Here is a 17,981-nt window from a genome sequence, read left to right as displayed (position 1 = left end):
ACGCGAATCCTGTCCCTTTGTCACCTGAGGGGCACGCCAAGGCCCGGCGTCAGCCCTCGAGTTCCCGATCGATGATCGCGAACATCGAATCCAGCGAGGCGGAGTCGATGTCGTCGTTGTCCTGCTCGGTTGCTGCTGTGCCGGTTTCGTCGTCGAGGCGGGCCGTCATGGCCCGCAGTCGGTCGCGCAGTTCCTTGCGCGCCGCTCCGTCCTGTTCGGCCATCGCCAGGACGGCCGCCTCCAGCCGGTCCAGCTCGGAGAGGCTCGGCGCGGCGCCGCCCTCGGCCCGGTCGAACTCGGCGCTCACACGGGCCGCGAGATCCGCCACGGTCGGGTGGTCGAAGATGAGGGTGGCGGGCAGCTGCAGCCCGGTCACGGCCTTCAGCCGGTTACGCAGGTCCACGGCCGTGAGCGAGTCGAAGCCCAGCTCCTTGAACGCCCGCGACGCGTCCACCGCCCCGGCCGAGGCATGCCCCAGCACGCCGGCGACCTCCGCCAGCACCGCGTCCAGCACCATGCGGTCCCGCTCGACCGAGCCCAGCCCACGCAGCCGCTCGACAAAGCCGCTGTCGACGGCACCGCCGGAAGCGGCCGCCTCCCACTGCCGCCGCGTCCTCGGAACCAAGTTCCGCAACACGAAGGGAACTTGACCGCTCGCCAGTGACGAGGTGCGCAGGGCGACGGGAACGGCATTCGGCTCGTTCACAGCGAGCGCCGCGTCGAGGAGGGCCAGCCCTTCGCCGGTCTCCAGCGCCGGGAAGCCCTGCCGCGCGAGCCGCTCCGACTCCGGCCCGCCGAGGGTGCCGCCCATACCGGCCCGCCACATGCCCCAGGCCAGCGATACCGCAGGCAGTCCCTGGGCGCGGCGGGTGGTGGCGAGAGCATCGAGGATGTTGTTCGCGGCGGAGTAAGCGGCCTGCCCGGCATTGCCCACGACACCCGCGAAGGAGGAGAAGAGCACAAAAGCCGACAGGTCACGATCGACCGTCAACTCATGCAGATGCAGGGCCGATTCGACCTTCGCCGCCATCACGCCGGCCAGCCGCACCGGCGTCAGATCACCCACAAGACCGTCGTCCAGCACACCCGCCGCATGCACCACAGCGGACAACTCGACGCCATCCACTACGGCAGCCAGTGCGGCGCGGTCGGAGACGTCACACGCACACACCTCCACCCGAGCACCCAACTCCACCAATTCATCACGGAGTTCAGCGGCCCCCGGAGCCTCGGGCCCGCTCCGTGAGACAAGCAGCAAGTCCCGTACCCCATGCTCGGTGACCAGGTGCCGCGCGACCTCCGCACCCAAGCCACCCGTACCGCCGGTGATCAGCACCGTGCCCCCGCCACCCCACGGCGACGGCACCCGCAGCACGACCTTCCCGACATGCTTGGCCTGCCCCAGCAGACGCAACGCCTCCGGCGCCCGGCAGAGGTCATACGAAGTCATCGTCACCGGCCGCAGCGCGCCCTGCTCGAACAGATCGAGCAGCACCGCCCACATCCCGGCGATCCGCTCAGGACCCGCGTCCATGACGTCGAAGGCGGTGTAGTCGATGCCGTGCTCGGCCCGGACCACCTCGGCATCGCGGATGTCGGCCTTGCCCATCTCGACGAACCGGCCACCGGGCCGCACCAACCGAAGCGAGGCGTCCACGAACTCGCCCGCGAGCGCGTCGAGTACGACATCCACGCCCGGCCGGAACCGGTCCGCGAACTCGGTCGTGCGCGAGGAAGCGATCCGCTCCTCCGCCAACCCCAGCTCACGCAGCACGGGCCACTTCGGCTCGCTCGCCGTCGCGTAGACCTCGCCGCCGAGGTGCTGGGCGAGCTGTACGGCGGCCATGCCGACACCGCCGGCTGCGGCGTGGATCAGCACGGACTCGCCCTGCTTGAGCCCGGCGAGGTCCACCAGGGCGTAGTAGGCGGTCAGGAACACGATCGGCACGGACGCCGCCTGCTCGAACGACCACCCCTCAGGTACCCGCGTCAGCAGTCGGGCGTCCGAGACGGCCAGCGGGCCGAACGCCCCGTCGAGAAGACCCATCACCCGGTCACCGACCGCGAGGCCGGTCACCTCCGGGCCAAGTTCGACGACGACACCGGCACCTTCGTGCCCGAGCCGTCCGGCGTCCCCGGGGTAGGTGCCCAACACGTTCAGCACGTCACGGAAGTTCATTCCGGCGGCGCGTACCGCCACCCGCACCTCACCGGCCCGCAGCGTTCGCCGCTCCTCGGTGATCACCGCAACGCCGTCCAGGCGGCCCTGCTCGGCGACCTCCACGCGCCAGGTGGTGTCCGGGGTCGCGGGCGGCGGCACCAGCGGGCCGTCCGAGGCCATCGGGGTGAGGTGCGGAAGCAGGATCCGGCCCTCGCGGACGGCGAGTTGGGGTTCCTCGCCGTGTGCGAGGTGCTGGGCGAGGGTGCGGTGGGAGGCGGGGTCGTCGTCCAGGTCGGCGAGGAGGAACCGGTCGGGGTGCTCGCTGATCGCCGACCGGACCAGACCCCAGGCGCCGGCGCCGGACAGGTCGGTGCCGTGCGTGTCCGGGGCAGCTCCGGCCGGGACCGCGTCGTGGGTCGTGACGACCAGACGCGTTCCGGTCAGGCGCTCGTCCGCCAGGCAGGTCCGCATGGTCCCCAGGAGACCAGCGATCGGGCTGAGGACTTCACCAGAGTTGACGGTGATCTCCGGCCGCGACGCGGTGCCGTCGCGCATGTTGCCCGGTATGGCAACTATCACCGCGTCGGGCACCTCCGCGCCCGTGTCGAGGGCGGCGACGAGAGCTGCCAGGTCGTGGTGCCGGGTGATCTGGACATCGGCGGCGGCCCACGGCTGCTCGGCGTGGACGTCCGGTGAGAGCAGCACCAGGCGTTGTCCGAGGGCGAGTTCGTCGGTGTCCGGGGTGTGGGCAGTGGGTGCCCAGGCAAGGCGGTACAGGTGGTCGGCGCCGGCCGGCGTGCGCAGGGCGGCGGCGGACAGCGGGCGTAGCAGCAGGGAGTCCACGGCGGCCACGGGGGCGCCGACGGCGTCGGCCAAACGCAGGGCGACTTCGCCGTCGCCGGTCGGGTGGAGGTGGGCACGCAGGGTCGTGGCACCGGCGGCCGTGACGGAGACGCCCGACCACAGGAAGGGCAGCAGGGCCTCGCCGTCGTCGCCGTCGGTGCGCAGGGCGAGCGCGTGCAGGACGCTGTCCAGCAGCGCGGGATGCACGGCGTAGGCGGTGGCCTCGGTGGCGCCGGGCTCTGGCAGTACGGATTCGACGTAGAGGTCGTCGCCCTGCTGCCAGGCGCGGCTGAGTGCGCGGAAGGTGGGTCCGTAGTCGAGTCCGGCCGTGGCCAGTCGCTCGTGAAGGCCGTCGAGCGGCAACGGTTCGGCGTCGGCCGGTGGCCATGCGCGCAGGTCCCAGTCGGGCTCGGTCCGGCGGGTGGCGAGGGTGGCGGTGGCGTGCAGGGTCCAGGGCGTGTCCCCGGCGGCTCCCTCGGGCCGGGCGTGGATGCGCAGGGCGCGGTTCTCGTCGGCCTCGGGCGCTTCCACGGAGATCTGCACCTGCGCGGCGCCGCCCTCCGCCAGGACGAGCGGGGCGTGCAGGGCGAGATCGGCGACATGGTCGCGGCCGACCCGGTGACCGGCTTGGACGGCGAGTTCGAGCAGGGCCGTGCCGGGGACGACGACCAGTCCGGCGACCACGTGCTCGGCCAGCCAGGGGTGACTGTCGGTGGACAGCCGTGAGGTGAGCAGCAGGGTGTCCGAGCCGGCGACGGGCAGCGCCGCACCGAGCAGCGGATGGCCGGGGTCGCCGAGGCCGAGGCTGTCGGCGGCGGCGTTGGTCCGGCTGGGCCGCAGCCAGTACCGCTGCCGCTGGAAGGCGTACGTCGGCAGCGGGACCCTGCGCGCCCCGGTCCCGTCGAGGACGGCGGCCCAGTCGACGTCGGCGCCCCGGACGAACAGTTCGGCCACCGCGCCGAGGAACGTCGCCGCCTCGGGCCGGTCCTTGCGCAGCACGGACACCGCCGTGCCTCCGGCACCGGGTTCGACGAGGCTGCTCAGCACCGGGTCAGGGCCGATCTCCAGCAGCCGGACGGTGCCTTCGGCCGTGACCGCCTCGGTGGCGGCCTCGTGGAACCGGACCGGCTGCCGGATCTGCCGCACCCAGTAGTCGGCGCTCGTCCAGTCGCCGTCTCCGAGCGGGGCACCGCTGACGGTGCTGATCGCCGTGCACCGCGGGGTGCGGTATTCGACCTGCTCGGCGACGGTGGTGAACTCGTCGAGCATCGGCTCCATGAGCGGTGAGTGGAAGGCGTGCGAGACACGGAGACGGGTGACCCGGCGCCCGCGTTCACGAACCGCCGCCATGACCCGCTCAACACCCTCCTCGGTGCCGGAGACCACTACGGCGGTGGGTCCGTTGACGGCGGCGATCGTCACGTCGGCGGTGAGCAGGTCGGCGATCTCCGCCTCGTCGGCCTCGACGGCGGCCATGGCCCCGCCCTCGGGAAGGGCCTGCATCAGACGAGCGCGAGCAGCCACCAGCCGTACAGCATCCGGCAGTTCGAAGACACCCGCCGTATACGCGGCCGCGTACTCGCCGACGGAATGACCCAGCACCACATCCGGCGCCACACCCCACGACCGCAGCAGCTCGACGCACGCCACCTGGACCGCGAACAACACCGCCTGCGCGTAACCCGTGCGGTCGAGAAGACCCTCATCCGCGAACAGCACCTCACGCAACGGCAGCGGGAAACCGTCCACACCCGACAGCTCGGCCTCCAGCAGCGCCACCGTCGCATCAAAGGCACGAGCGAACTCCGGGTACGCGGCGTGCAGTTCACGCCCCATACCGAGCCGCTGACTGCCCTGACCGGTGAACATCCACGCCGTACGGCCCTCACTGACCACCCCGCTCACCACGAGCCCCGACCCCAACACGTCACCATCACGGCCAAGCAGCACCGCCCGGTGCTCCAGCGCGGCCCGGGTCGTGGCCAGCGACAACCCGACGTCCACCGGGTCGAGCTCGCGTGCGTCGAGGTCTTGGGAGAGGCGCGCGAGCTGACCGCGCAGGGCTTCGGCACTTCGGCCGGACACGGGCCACGGGACGACGGGCGGAGCCGTCACCGTGCGCTGCTCGGGTTCCTGGACGGCCGGGGCCTCTTCGAGGATGACGTGGGCGTTCGTGCCGCTGATGCCGAAGGACGACACACCCGCTCGGCGCGGACGCTCACCGCGCGGCCAGGCCCGCTCGCTCGTAAGCAGCCGTACCGCTCCGGAGTCCCAGTCGACGTGGGTCGAGGGCTCGTCGGCGTGCAGCGTGCGCGGGAGGGTCTCCTCCCGCAGCGCCATCACCATCTTGACCACGCTCGCGACACCGGCCGCGGCCTGCGGGTGGCTGATGTTCGACTTGATCGAGCCGAGCCAGAGGGGATCGTCGTCGGTCCTGGCCTGTCCGTACGTCGCGAGCAGGGCCTGGGCCTCGATCGGGTCGCCGAGCCGGGTGCCGGTGCCGTGGGCCTCGACCGCGTCGACCTCGGCAGGATCGAGTTGAGCCGCGGCGAGCGCCTGCCGGATCACCCGCTGCTGCGAGGGTCCGTTCGGCGCGGTCAGCCCGTTCGACGCACCGTCCTGATTGATCGCCGAGCCCCGCACCACGGCCAGGACGCGGTGGCCGTTGCGCAGCGCGTCGGAGAGGCGTTCGACGACGATGATGCCCGCGCCCTCGGACCAGCCGGTGCCGTCGGCGTCGTCGGCGAAGGACTTGCAGCGGCCGTCGCCGGCAAGGCCGCCCTGTCGGGCGAACTCCAGGAACATGCCCGGGTTGGCCATGACGGTGGCGCCGCCCGCGAGGGCCATGTCGCACTCGCCGGAGCGCAGGGCCTGGCAGGCCAGGTGCAGCGCCACGAGTGCGGAGGAGCAGGCGGTGTCGACGGAGACGGCCGGACCCTCCAGTCCGAGCAGATACGACAGCCGGCCGGAAGCGACGCTCGGGGTGCTGCCGGTGAGCAGGTAGCCCTCGGTCTCGGCTGTCGTCTCGTGGAGGTGGCCGCCGTAGCCGTTGGCGGAGACACCGGCGTAGACGCCGGTCGCCGTGCCCCGCAGGGAGGTCGGGTCGATGCCCGCGCGTTCCAGCGCCTCCCACGCCGTCTCCAGCAGCAACCGCTGCTGCGGATCCATCGCCAGCGCCTCACGCGGCGAGATCCCGAACAACTCCGCGTCGAAGTCGCCGGCTTCCGTGACGAAGCCGCCGACGGCCGCGACGCCGTCCAGGGCACGGGTGTCCCAGCCGCGGTCGGACGGGATCGGGGTGATCGCGTCCTTGCCGGTGACGACCAGGTCCCACAACGCCTCGGGCGAGTCCGCGCCGCCGGGGAACCGGCAGCCGAGGCCCACGATCGCGATGGGGTCGTCAGTGGCGGCGAGCCCGGGGGCGCTGGTCCTGCCGGGCGCCTCGTCGTCGCCCAGCAGGTGGGTGCGGAGGTGGGCGACGAGGGCGCCGGGCGTGGGGTGGTCGAAGACCAGGGTGGCGGGGAGGGCGATGCCGGTGGCGGTGCGCAGCCGGTTGCGCAGGTCGACGGCGGTGAGCGAGTCGAAGCCGAGGTCCTTGAAGGCGCGGTCGGGGTCGATCTGCGCGGGCGAGGCGTGCCCGAGGACCGCCGCGACCTGGGCGCGCACCGTGTCGAGCAGCAGGCGTTCCCGCTCGTCGGGCCGCAACCCGCGCAGCCGGTCGGCGAGTTCACCGCTCCCGGTGCCGAGCGGGCGGTGGGCGTCTCGGCGGCGCCGGGCGGCGGGGACCAGGTCGTGCAGGACTCCGGGCAGGGTGTCGTGTCCGGCCTCGGCGAGCGCGGGGACGCGCAGGGCGACGGGGACGGCGGTCGGCTCGTCGAGCAGCAGCGCGGCGTCCAGCAGGGCGAGGCCGTGGCCGGTCTCCAGCGCGGGGTAGCCCTGCCGGGCCATCCGCTCCAGCTCGGCCGCGTCCAGTGTTCCGCCCATGCCGTTGCCGGTCGCCCACATGCCCCAGGCCAGCGACACGGCGGGCAGTCCATCGGCTCGGCGGGCCGCCGCGAGGGCGTCCAGGGCGTTGTTGGCGGCGGCGTAGGCCGCCTGGCCCGGGTTGCCGACCACACCGGCGAACGACGAGAACAGCACGAACGCCGACAGCGCACGGTCGGCCGTCAACTCATGCAGATGCAGGGCGGATTCGGCCTTCGCGGCCACCACACGGCCGAGCCGTTCGGCCGACAGGTCACCGATCAGGCCGTCGTCCAACACGCCCGCCGCATGCACCACACCGGCCAGGTCCACCCCGTCGAGGACGGCGGCGAGCGCATCGCGATCGGTCACATCGCACGCGGCCACGAAAACGCGGGCGCCCAACTGCGCCAGTTCCGCCGTGAGTTCGGCGGCATCCGGAGCCTCATGACCGCGCCGGGAGACGAGCAGCAGGTCCCGTACCCCGTGCTCGGTGACCAGGTGCCGGGCGACCTCCGCACCCAGCCCGCCCGTACCGCCGGTGATCAGCACCGTGCCCTCACGGCCCCAGGGCGACGGCACCCGCAGCACGACCTTCCCGACATGCTTGGCCTGCCCCAGCAGACGCAACGCCTCCGGCGCCCGTGAGATCCCGTAGGCGGTGACGGGGGCGGGCCGCAGCGCGCCCTGCTCGAAGAGCTCCAGCAGCGCCGTGAACATCTCGGCGATCCGGTCCGGCCCGGCGTCCATCAGGTCGAACGAGCGGTACGACACCCCGTACTCGGCGCGCACCTGCTCCGTATCGCGGATGTCGGTCTTGCCCATCTCCACGAACCGGCCACCGGGCCGCACCAACCGAAGCGACGCGTCCACGAACTCACCGGCAAGCGAGTCCAGCACCACATCCACACCCGGCCGGAACCGCTCCTCGAACTCCGTGGTCCGCGACGAGGCGATCCGCTCCTCCGCAACCCCGAGCTCACGCATGACCGGCCACTTCGGCTCACTCGCCGTCGCGTACACCTCGCCGCCAAGGTGCTGGGCCAGCTGAACCGCAGCCACGCCGACGCCACCGGCAGCGGAGTGGACCAGTACCGACTCGCCCGCCCGCAGCTCGGCCAGGTCGACCAGGGCGTAGTAGGCGGTCAGGAACACGATCGGCACGGACGCCGCCTGCTCGAACGACCACCCCTCCGGCACCCGCGCCAACAGCCGCGCATCGGTGACGGCCGACGGTCCGAACGCGCCGTCCAGCAGCCCCATCACCCGGTCACCCACCACCAGGCCGGTCACGTCCGGACCGATCTCCACGACCACTCCGGCGCCCTCGTGCCCCAGCCGGCCGGGGTCGCCGGGATACATGCCGAGGACGTTCAGTACGTCACGGAAGTTCACGCCCGCCGCCCGCACCGCGACTCGCACCTCGCCCGGCTCCAGGGGCCGTCGGTCCTCCGGGACGAGCGCGACGCCGTTCAGGCGTCCCTGCGCGACGACGTCCATCCGCCACCCGTCGCTCGATCCCGCGGGCGGGAGCAGCACGTCGTCGGTGACCGCCCTGACAAGACGCGGGACGCGCGCTGTGCCCTGGCGGACGAGCAGTTCGGGCTGGTCGGGACAGTCGGCCAACGCCCGGTACGACTCCGCCGAACCGTCGACGTCCGCGAGCCGGAACCGGCCCGGGTTCTCGCCGGACGCGGAGCGCACCAGGCCCCATACGGCCGCGCCCGCGAGATCCGTGACGTCGTCGCCGACGGCTCGGGAGGTGACGAACATCAGGCGGGAGTCCGCAAGTCGGGGGTCGGCGAGCCAGGCTTGGACGAGCGCGAGGGCGGCCGAGGACACGTCGGTGAGGGAGCGGTCGTTCGTGACGACGGGTGCGAGGACCGTGTGCGGTGCCGCCTCCCCGGTGTCGAGTGCCGAAGTGAGGTCGGCGAGGTCGGCGTGGACGCGGGCGGGGGTGTCGGGCAGGAGGCCGGGGTCGCCGAGCAGGGTCCACGCCTCGGTGGTTGCGTTCGCCGCGGCCTCGGTTTCCGTCAGGGGCCGCCAGTCCAGGCGGAACAGGCTGTCGCGGAAGGCGCTGTCGGTGGTGGTGAGCGCGCCGGGTGACAGGGGGCGCAGGGTCAGGGCGTCGGCGCGGGCGATCGGTTCGCCGGTCGCGTCGGCCATGTGCAGCGTGACGGTGTCGTCGGCGCGGTGTGAGATCCGGACGCGGAGCGCGCCGGCACCGACGGCCGACAGTTCGACTCCGGACCACAGGAACGGCAGCAGCGCGCCTGCGTCGTCGCGTTCCCAGAGCCCCAGCGTGTGCAGGACGGCGTCCAGCAGGGCGGGGTGGACCCCGAATCCGTCGGTGCCGCCCGCGACGGCTTCCGGCAGCGCGGCCTGGACGAACCAGTCCTCACCTGAGCGCCACACGGCCTCCAGGCCGCGGAACGCCGGGCCGTAGGACAGTCCGGCCGTCCCCAACCTCTCGTACAGTCCGTCCATTTCGACGGCCTCGGCTCCCGGCGGGGGCCAGGCCCGCAGGTCCCATTCCTCATCCGCAGCCTCGCCGGCGGCCAGTACGCCGGAGGCGTGCACCGTCCAGGCGTCGTCGGTGTCGGTCTCGGGGCGCCCGTACACATGCAGCTGTCGGCGGCCGTCGGTGCCGGGGGCCTCGATGCCGAGCTGGAGCTGTACCGGGCTCGTGTCGGGGAGGACGAGTGGGGCGTGGAGGGTGAGTTCGTCGACGCGGTCGAGGCCGACGCGGTCGCCGGCCGCCAGGGCCAGTTCCAGTACGGCCGTGCCGGGCAGGATCACCGAGCCCGCCACGGCATGGTCGGCGAGCCAGGGCTGGTCGGCGGTGGACAGCCGGGCCGTCAGCAGGACGGCTTCCGAGCCGGCGACGGGCACGGCGGCGCCGAGCAGCGGGTGTCCGGTGGCGCCGAGGCCGAGGTCACCGGCGGCCACGGTGGCACGCGGCGCGTCGAGCCAGTACCGGCGGCGCTGGAAGGCGTACGTCGGCAGGGGTGTCTCGCGTGCGCCAGTGCCGGCGAAGACGGCCGCCCAGTCGACCGTGGTGCCGCGCACGAACAGCTCGGCCACGGCCCGCAGCAGAGTCTCCGTCTCGGGGCGGTCGCTGCGAAGGGTCGCCGCGGCGGGTACGTCATCGGCGAGCGCGGTCAGGACGGGGTCGGGGCCGATCTCCAGGAAACGGGCGGCGCCTTGGGTCCGGGCTGCGGTGAATGCGTCGTGGAAGCGCACGGGGCGGACGATCTGGTCGGCCCAGTAGGCGGGCGTCGTCCAGTCGTCCTTTCCGAGCGGGGCGCCGGTGACACTGCTGACGGCGGGGACCTTCGGCGTGCGATAGGTGATCCCGGCGGCGACCTGGGTGAACTCGGCAAGGACCGGCTGCATCAGTGGTGAGTGGAAGGCGTGCGAGACCCGCAGCCGGGTCGCCCGGCGTCCTTCTTCGCGCGCCCGCTCGACGACCGCGTCCACGGCGGCCTCCGTGCCGGAGACGACCACCGACGTGGGTCCGTTGACGGCGGCGAGTACCGCACCCTCCGGAAGCCGGCCGATCACGTCCGCCTCGGCGATCTCCACGGCTGCCATGGCGCCGCCCTCGGGCAGCGCCCGCATCAGCCGGGCGCGGGCCGCGACCAGCCGTACCGCGTCGGGCAGTTCGAGGACTCCGGCCGTATGGGCGGCGGCGAACTCGCCCACCGAGTGACCCAGTACGGCCTCCGGGGCCATTCCCCAGGACCGCAGCAGCGCCACCAGTGCCACCTGGACCGCGAACAGCGCGGGCTGCGCGTAGCCGGTGCTGTTCAGCAGACCGGCGTCGTCCACCCTGCTGTTCAACAGCTCGGCGTCGTCCCCGTCGCTGTTCCGCAGCCCGGCGTCGTCCGCGAACAAGATCTTCCTGAGCGGCCGGTCGAAGCCGAGTTGCGCGTCCAGCAGCTCGCAGACCTCGTCCAGCGCGGCGGCGAACGCGGGGTTGGTGTCGTACAACTCCCGTCCCATGCCCACCCGTTGGCTGCCCTGGCCGGTGAACATCCATGCCGTACGGCCGTCGGTGACGGATCCGGTGATGCCGGGTCCGGCGAGCTGCGCGTGCAGGGTGTCCAGGTCGGGGCCGAGCAGAACGGCGCGGTGTTCCAGTACCGCGCGGGTCGTGGCGAGGGACAGGCCCGTGTCCAGCGGGTCCGCGTCCGCCGAGGTCAGTCGGGCGAGTTGGGCGCGCAGGGCGTCGGCCGAGCGTGCCGAGACCACCCAGGGCACGGTCGGCAGCCGGTGCTCCGGTCGGGGCGCGGATGCGGGGCGCGGGGCCGGGGCCTCCTCGATGACGACGTGGGCGTTGGTGCCGCTGATGCCGAACGACGAGACACCCGCGCGGCGGGGTCGGTCGCCCTGTGGCCAGGCTCGCTCCTCGTGCAGGAGCCGCACGGCGCCGGATTCCCAGTCCACGTGGGTGGACGGCCGGTCGGCGTGCAGGGTGCGGGGCATGCGTTCGGCGCGCAGCGCCATGACCATCTTGATGACGCCGGCGGCGCCCGCGGCGGCCTGTGTGTGGCCGATGTTGGACTTCACGGCGCCCAGCCAGAACGGCTCGTCGCGGTTCTGGCCGTAGGTGGCGAGGAGTGCCTGGGCCTCGATGGGATCGCCTAGGCGGGTGCCGGTGCCGTGCGCCTCGACCGCGTCCACCTCGGCGGGTGAGACACCGGCGTTGGCGAGGGCCTGGCCAATCACCCTTTGCTGGGAAGGTCCGTTGGGTGCGGTGAGGCCGTTGGACGCGCCGTCCTGGTTGACGGCGCTGCCCCGGACGACCGCGAGCACCGGCCGCCCCAGCCGGCGTGCCTCGCTCAGGCGCATCAGCACGAGCACTCCCGCGCCCTCGGCCCAGCCCGTGCCGTCCGCCGTGTCGGCGAATGCCTTGCAGCGGCCGTCTGCGGCGAGTCCGCCCTGCCGGGAGAACTCCACGAAGGTGGTCGGCGAGGCCATGACGGTCACGCCGCCCGCGAGGGCCGTGTCGCACTCCCCCGATCTGAGCGACTGGCACGCCAGATGAAGTGCCACGAGGGACGACGAGCACGCCGTGTCGACGGTCACCGCGGGGCCCTCGAAGCCGAAGACGTAGGAGACGCGCCCGGAGAAGACGCTGCCCGCGTTGCCGTTCGCGAGGAGGCCCTCGACCTCGCTGGGCACGGTGTGCAGACGGGCGTGGTAGTCGTGGTACATCAGGCCCGCGAACACGCCCGTGCGCGAGCCACGCAGGGACAGCGGGTCGACGCCGGCCCGCTCCAGGGCCTCCCACGACGTCTCCAGCAGCAGCCGCTGCTGCGGGTCCATCGCGAGGGCCTCACGCGGCGAGATCCCGAACAGCTCGGCGTCGAACTCGGCGGCGTCGTGGAGGAAGCCGCCCTCGCGGGTGGCGGAGCTGCCGGGGCCTTCGCCGTGCAGGGCGGTCAGGTCCCAGCCGCGGTCGGTCGGGAAGTCCGAGACTCCGTCGGCGCCGGTCGACACCAGGTCCCACAGCGCCTCCGGCGAGTCCACCCCACCCGGGAAGCGGCAGCCCATGCCCACGATCGCGATCGGCTCGTCGATGCCGGCCACGGCGTGGGCGGCGGTGGCCGGGAGGTCAGCCGCGCCGAGGAGTTCGGTGCGGAGCCGAGCGGTGAGGGCGAGCGGGCTGGGGTGGTCGAAGACGAGGGTGGCGGGGAGTTGGAGGCCGGTGACGGTCTTGATGCGGTTGCGCAGGTCGACGGCGGTCAGGGAGTCGAAGCCGAGGTCCTTGAAGGCGCGGGTGGGTTCGACTGCCGCCGTGCCGGTGTGGCCGAGGACTCCGGCCACCGCCGTCTGTACGAGGTCGAGCAGCAGCCGGTGCTGTTCGTCGGTGGGCAGGGTGAGAAGGCGGCGGGCGAGGGCGTTGCCGGTGTCGATGTCGGTGCCGACGGCGGCCTGACGGCGGGTGGTGGGCAGCAGCCCGTGCAGGACGGCGGGGGCCGTTTCGCGGTGTGCGGCGAGGGCCGTCGTGTCGAGCGCGAAGGGCAGTGCGAGCGGGTGCTCGGCGCGCAGCGCGGCATCGAAGAGCGCGAGGGCGTCGCCCGTGGGCAGGGGAGGGAAGCCGTGGCGGCGCAGGCGTGCGACGTCCGCCTCGGCCGTGCGTCCGCCCATGCCGTCGGCCGTCTCCCACATGCCCCACGCCAGGGACAGCGCGGGCAGGCCCTGGGCGCGGCGGGCCGTGGCGAGCGCGTCCAGCACGGTGTTCGCGGCGGCGTAGGCGGCCTGGCCGGGGTTGCCGAAGATGCCGGCCACGGAGGAGAACAGTACGAAGGCGTGCAGGTCCTGGTCTGCCGTCAGTTCGTGCAGGTTCAGGGCGGCGGTCGCCTTGGCGGCGAGTACGCGGGTCAGCCGGCCGGGGGTGAGGTCGGTGAGCAGGCCGTCGTCGAGCACTCCCGCCGCGTGGATCACTCCGCTGAGCCGTACGTCGTCCAGGGCGGCGGCGAGCGCACTCCGGTCGGCGGCGTCGCAGGCGACGACCCGGGCGCGGGCCCCGGCCTCGGCGAGTTCGGCGACGAGGTCCTCGGCTCCCGGTGCCTCCGGGCCGCGGCGGGACATGAGCAGCAGGTCGCGCACGCCGTGCTCGGCGACGAGGTGCCGGGCGACGAGCGCGCCCAGCCCACCCGTGCCGCCGGTGACGAGGACGGTCCCGGTCTCCGTCGGCCAGGCGCCGGGCTCGGTGTCCGCCGGTCCGGGGGTGCGAGTGACGTTGGGCAGCAGGACCTGCTCGCCGCGGACGACGAGTTGGTCCGCGTCGACGGTGGTCAGCGCGGTGCGCAGGGCGCGGTGCGCCTCGGGGGTGCCGTCGATGTCGGCAACGGCGAAGCGGCCGGGGTGTTCGCCCGCCGCAGTGCGCAGCAGGCCCCATACGGCAGCGGAGACGGGGTCGGTGGCGTCGTCGCCGGCCGCCCGGGTGGTGACCGGCACCAGGCGGGCGTGCACGAAGCGGTCGTCGGCGAGCCATGCGTGCACGGTGGCCAGGACGGCGACCGCACGGTCGTGGGCGGCCGGGGCGTCGACCGCGTTGACGTCGGCAGCCCGGACGTCGGTGGTCGTGCCGGAGTCGACCGGGAGGAGCACCGTCGCCGGGTTGGCCGCGGCGAGTGCGTCGAGGGTGGCCCCGTGCACGAACTCCGGGTCGGCGGCGGTCCACGAGGACGGGTCGTCGGTCAGTACGGCGACGACGGGGGCGGCTTCGGCCGCGCTGTCGGACGACGGCGTCCCGACCGGCGTCCCGGCCACGACATTCGCGGCCTCGCGATCACCGTCCGACGACGGCAGCACCGCCGGCGTCCACTCCAGCCGGAAGAGGCTGCCCGTGCGAGGGGTGTCGTCGCTGACGGCGGTCGGCGGGCGCAGGACGAGGCCCTCGACGTCGGCGACGGGGGCGCCGGTCTCGTCGGCTGCGTACAGGGTCACCGTGTCGTCGGTCTGCCGGGTGAGGCGGGCGCGCAGGGTGGCGGCGCCGACGGCGTGCAGGCGTACGCCGCTCCACAGGAACGGCAGCCTGGTTCGCTCGGCGGTGTCCTGCGGCAGCGCGAGGGCGTGGAGGACGGCGTCGAGCAGGGCCGGGTGCAGGCCGAAGGCCGTGGCGTCTCCGGCGCCGCCCGGCAGGGCGGCCTCGACGAGGAGGTCGTCGCCGTGCCGCCAGGCGGCGGTGAGCCCGCGGAACGCGGGGCCGTACGCGAGACCGGCCGCGGCGAGCCGGTCGTACAGGCCGTCCAGTGTGAGCGGTTCGGCTCCGGCGGGCGGCCAGGCCCGCAGGTCCCAGGAAGGTGAGGGACCCGCGGGGGCGAGGGTGCCGGCGGCGTGCAGCGTCCAGGGCGTGTCGGCGGGTGCGCCGTCGGGGCGTGCGTGGACGCGCACGGCTCGGGTGCCGTCGGCCGCGGCCGGTTCGACGGCGATCTGGACGTGCGCGGTGCCGTGCTCGGGCAGGACGAGAGGGGCGTGCAGGGCGAGTTCGGTGAGGGTGCCGCAGTCGGCCTGGTCGCCTGCCTGTACGGCGAGTTCGACGAGGGCGGTGCCGGGCACGACGACGCGTCCGGTGACCGTGTGGTCGGCGAGCCAGGGGTGGGTGTCGGCCGACAGGGCGGCGGTGAGCAGGACGGTGTCGGTGCCCGCGGGGCGCAGGGTGGCGCCGAGCAGGGGGTGGCCGACGCTGCCGAGGCCGAGGCGGCCGACGTCGGTGACGGTGCGGGTGGGCCGTAGCCAGAACCGTCGGTGGTGGAAGGCGTAGGTGGGCAGGTCGACTTGGCGTGCGCCGGTGCCGTCGAACAGGGCGGTCCAGCCGACGGCGGCGCCGTGGACGTACATCTCGGCCAGCGCGGTGAGCAGGGACTCGGGTTCGGGTGTGTCCTTGCGCAGGACTGCGGCGGCGGGGGTGTCGCCGGTCGTGCGGGCTAGGGCGGTGAGGACCGGGTCGGGGCCGATCTCCAGCAGGCGGCTCGCGGCCTGGCGGTCGGTGGCGGTGGTGAGGGCGTCGTGGAAGCGGACGGGGCGGACGATCTGGTCGGCCCAGTAGCCGGGGGTGGCCCAGTCGGCGGCGGTGACCGGGGCGCCGGTGACGGTGCTGACGGCGGCGAGGGTCGGCGGGCGGAAGGTGACGGTCTCGGCGACGCGGGTGAACTCGGCGACGGCGGGGGCCATGTGGGGCGAGTGGAAGGCGTGCGAGACGCGCAGCCGGGTGACGCGCCGGCCCAGCTCGCGGGCGGCGTTCATGACCTGCTCGACGGCGTCCTCGGTCCCGGAGACGACGACCGCGCGGGGCCCGTTGACGGCGGCGATCGTGACCGCGGTGCCGTCGAGCAGGTCGTCGACCTCGGCTTCGTCGGCCTCCAGTGCGGCCATGGCGCCGCCCTCGGGCAGGGCCTGCATGACGCGGGCGCGGGCGGCGACCAGGCGTGCCGCGTCGGAGAGGTCGAACACTCCGGCGACGTAGGCGGCTGCGTACTCGCCGACGGAGTGGCCGAGGACGATGTCGGGACGGGTGTCCCAGGAGCGCAGCAGTTCGGCGGTGGCGGTCTGGAGGGCGAAGAGGGTGGTCTGCGCGTAGCCGGTGCGGACGAGGAGGGCTGCTTCGGGGGTGCCCTCGGTGGCGAACATGACGTCACGGACGGGGAGTTCGAAGCCGGGTGCGCCCGCGAGGGCGGTGTCGAGGGTTTCGCAGACGACGTCCAGGACGGCCGCGAAGACCGGGTGGGCGTCGTACAACTCCCGTCCCATTGCGGGGCGTTGGCTGCCCTGGCCGGTGAACATCCATGCCGTACGGCCGTCGGTGACCGTTCCGCCGACCGTGCCGGGGGTGGGGTCGCCGGCGGCGAGGGCGGCGGTGCGTTCGCGCAGTGTGCCGGGGTCGGTGCCGAGGACGACGGCGCGGTGGTCGAGGCGGGCGCGGCCGGTGACGAGGGACAGGCCCGTGTCGGTGTGGTCGGCGTCGTGGGCGGCGAGGCGGGCGGCCTGGGCGGTGAGGGCGTCCTGGCTGCGGGCCGACAGTACCCAGGGCACGACCGGCGGAGCGGTCCCCGTGCGCGGCTCGGGCACGGGCTCGGTGGGGGCCGGGGCCTCCTCGACGATGACGTGGGCGTTGGTGCCGCTGATGCCGAAGGCGGAGACGCCGGCCCGGCGGGGGCGTTCGCCGCGTGGCCAGGGTCGGGACTCGGTGAGCAGGCGGACGTCGCCCTCGGTCCAGTCGACCCGGGTGGAGCGGGTCCCGGAGTGCAGGGAGCGGGGCAGGAGTTCGGCCCGTAGTGACATGACGGTCTTGATGAGTCCGGCGACGCCGGCGGCGGACTGGGTGTGGCCGATGTTGGACTTCACTGAGCCGAGCCACAGGGGTTCGGTGCGGTCGCGCCCGTAGGTGGCCATGAGGGCCTGGGCCTCGATGGGGTCGCCGAGCCGGGTGCCGGTGCCGTGCGCCTCGACTGTGTCGACGTCGGCGGTGGTGAGGGCGGCGGCCTCCAGGGCCTGGCGGATGACGCGCTGCTGGGAGGGGCCGTTGGGGGCGGTGAGCCCGTTGGAGGCGCCGTCCTGGTTGACGGCGCTGCCGCGGATCACGGCGAGGATCGGGTGACCGAGTCGCTGGGCGTCGGAGAGGCGTTCGAGGACGAGGACGCCGGCGCCCTCGGACCAGCCGGTGCCGTCGGCGTCGTCGGCGAAGGACTTGCAGCGGCCGTCGCCCGCGAGGCCGCCCTGTCGGGCGAACTCCAGGAACATGCCCGGGTTGGCCATGACGGTGGCACCACCCGCGAGGGCCGCGTCGCACTCGCCGGACCGCAGCGCCTGGCAGGCAAGGTGCAGGGCCACGAGCGCGGAGGAGCAGGCGGTGTCGACGGTGACGGCCGGGCCTTCGAGGCCGAGGGTGTAGGCGATGCGGCCGGAGGCGACGCTGGGGATGCTGCCGGTGAGCAGGTAGCCCTCGGTCTCCGGGGTGGCCTCGTGGAGGTGGCCGCCGTAGCCGTTGCCGGAGACGCCGGTGAACACTCCGGTGCGGGAGCCGCGCAGCGAGGTCGGGTCGAGGCCGGCCCGCTCCAGCGCTTCCCAGGAGGTCTCCAGCAGCAGGCGCTGCTGCGGGTCCATGGCGAGGGCCTCGCGCGGGCTGATGCCGAAGAGGTCCGGGTCGAACAGGGGCGCGTCGTGGAGGAATCCGCCGGCGGCGGTGGTCTCGCCGAGGGCGCTGAGGTCCCAGCCGCGGTCCTCGGGCACGGCCGTGATGCCGTCCCGTTCGTCTGCGACCAGCTCCCACAGGGCCTCCGGCGTGCTCGCGCCGCCGGGGAAGCGGCAGCCCATGCCGACGACGGCGACGGGCTCCCGGGACGCCGTGACGAGGTCCTGGTAGCGCTGCCAGAGCCGGTCGTTCTCCTTGAGGGACTCGCGCAGGGCTTCGACGAGCTCTTCGGAGGATGCAGTCATGTCCTTCTCCACGGTCGCGGTGAACGAGCCGGGCGTGCCGGGTGCCGGCCGGTGCGGGACCGGC

Annotated in this window: 1 protein-coding gene; it reads right to left on the bottom strand. The window is 73.7% G+C overall.

Annotated features, from left to right (window positions below; translation table 11 throughout):
• Positions 1 to 49 precede the first annotated feature (49 nt).
• Positions 50 to 17,917, bottom strand: coding sequence for a type I polyketide synthase (locus tag PGH47_RS38105; protein ID WP_271667228.1), 17,868 nt, complete (start codon positions 17,915 to 17,917; stop codon positions 50 to 52).
• Between the last annotated feature and the right edge of the window lie 64 nt (positions 17,918 to 17,981).

This window comes from Streptomyces sp. HUAS 31, from assembly GCF_028198125.1.
GTDB lineage: Bacteria > Actinomycetota > Actinomycetes > Streptomycetales > Streptomycetaceae > Streptomyces > Streptomyces chartreusis.
The sequence above is the reverse complement of the archived record's forward strand: the minus strand, read 5'-3'. Positions and strand labels throughout refer to the sequence as shown.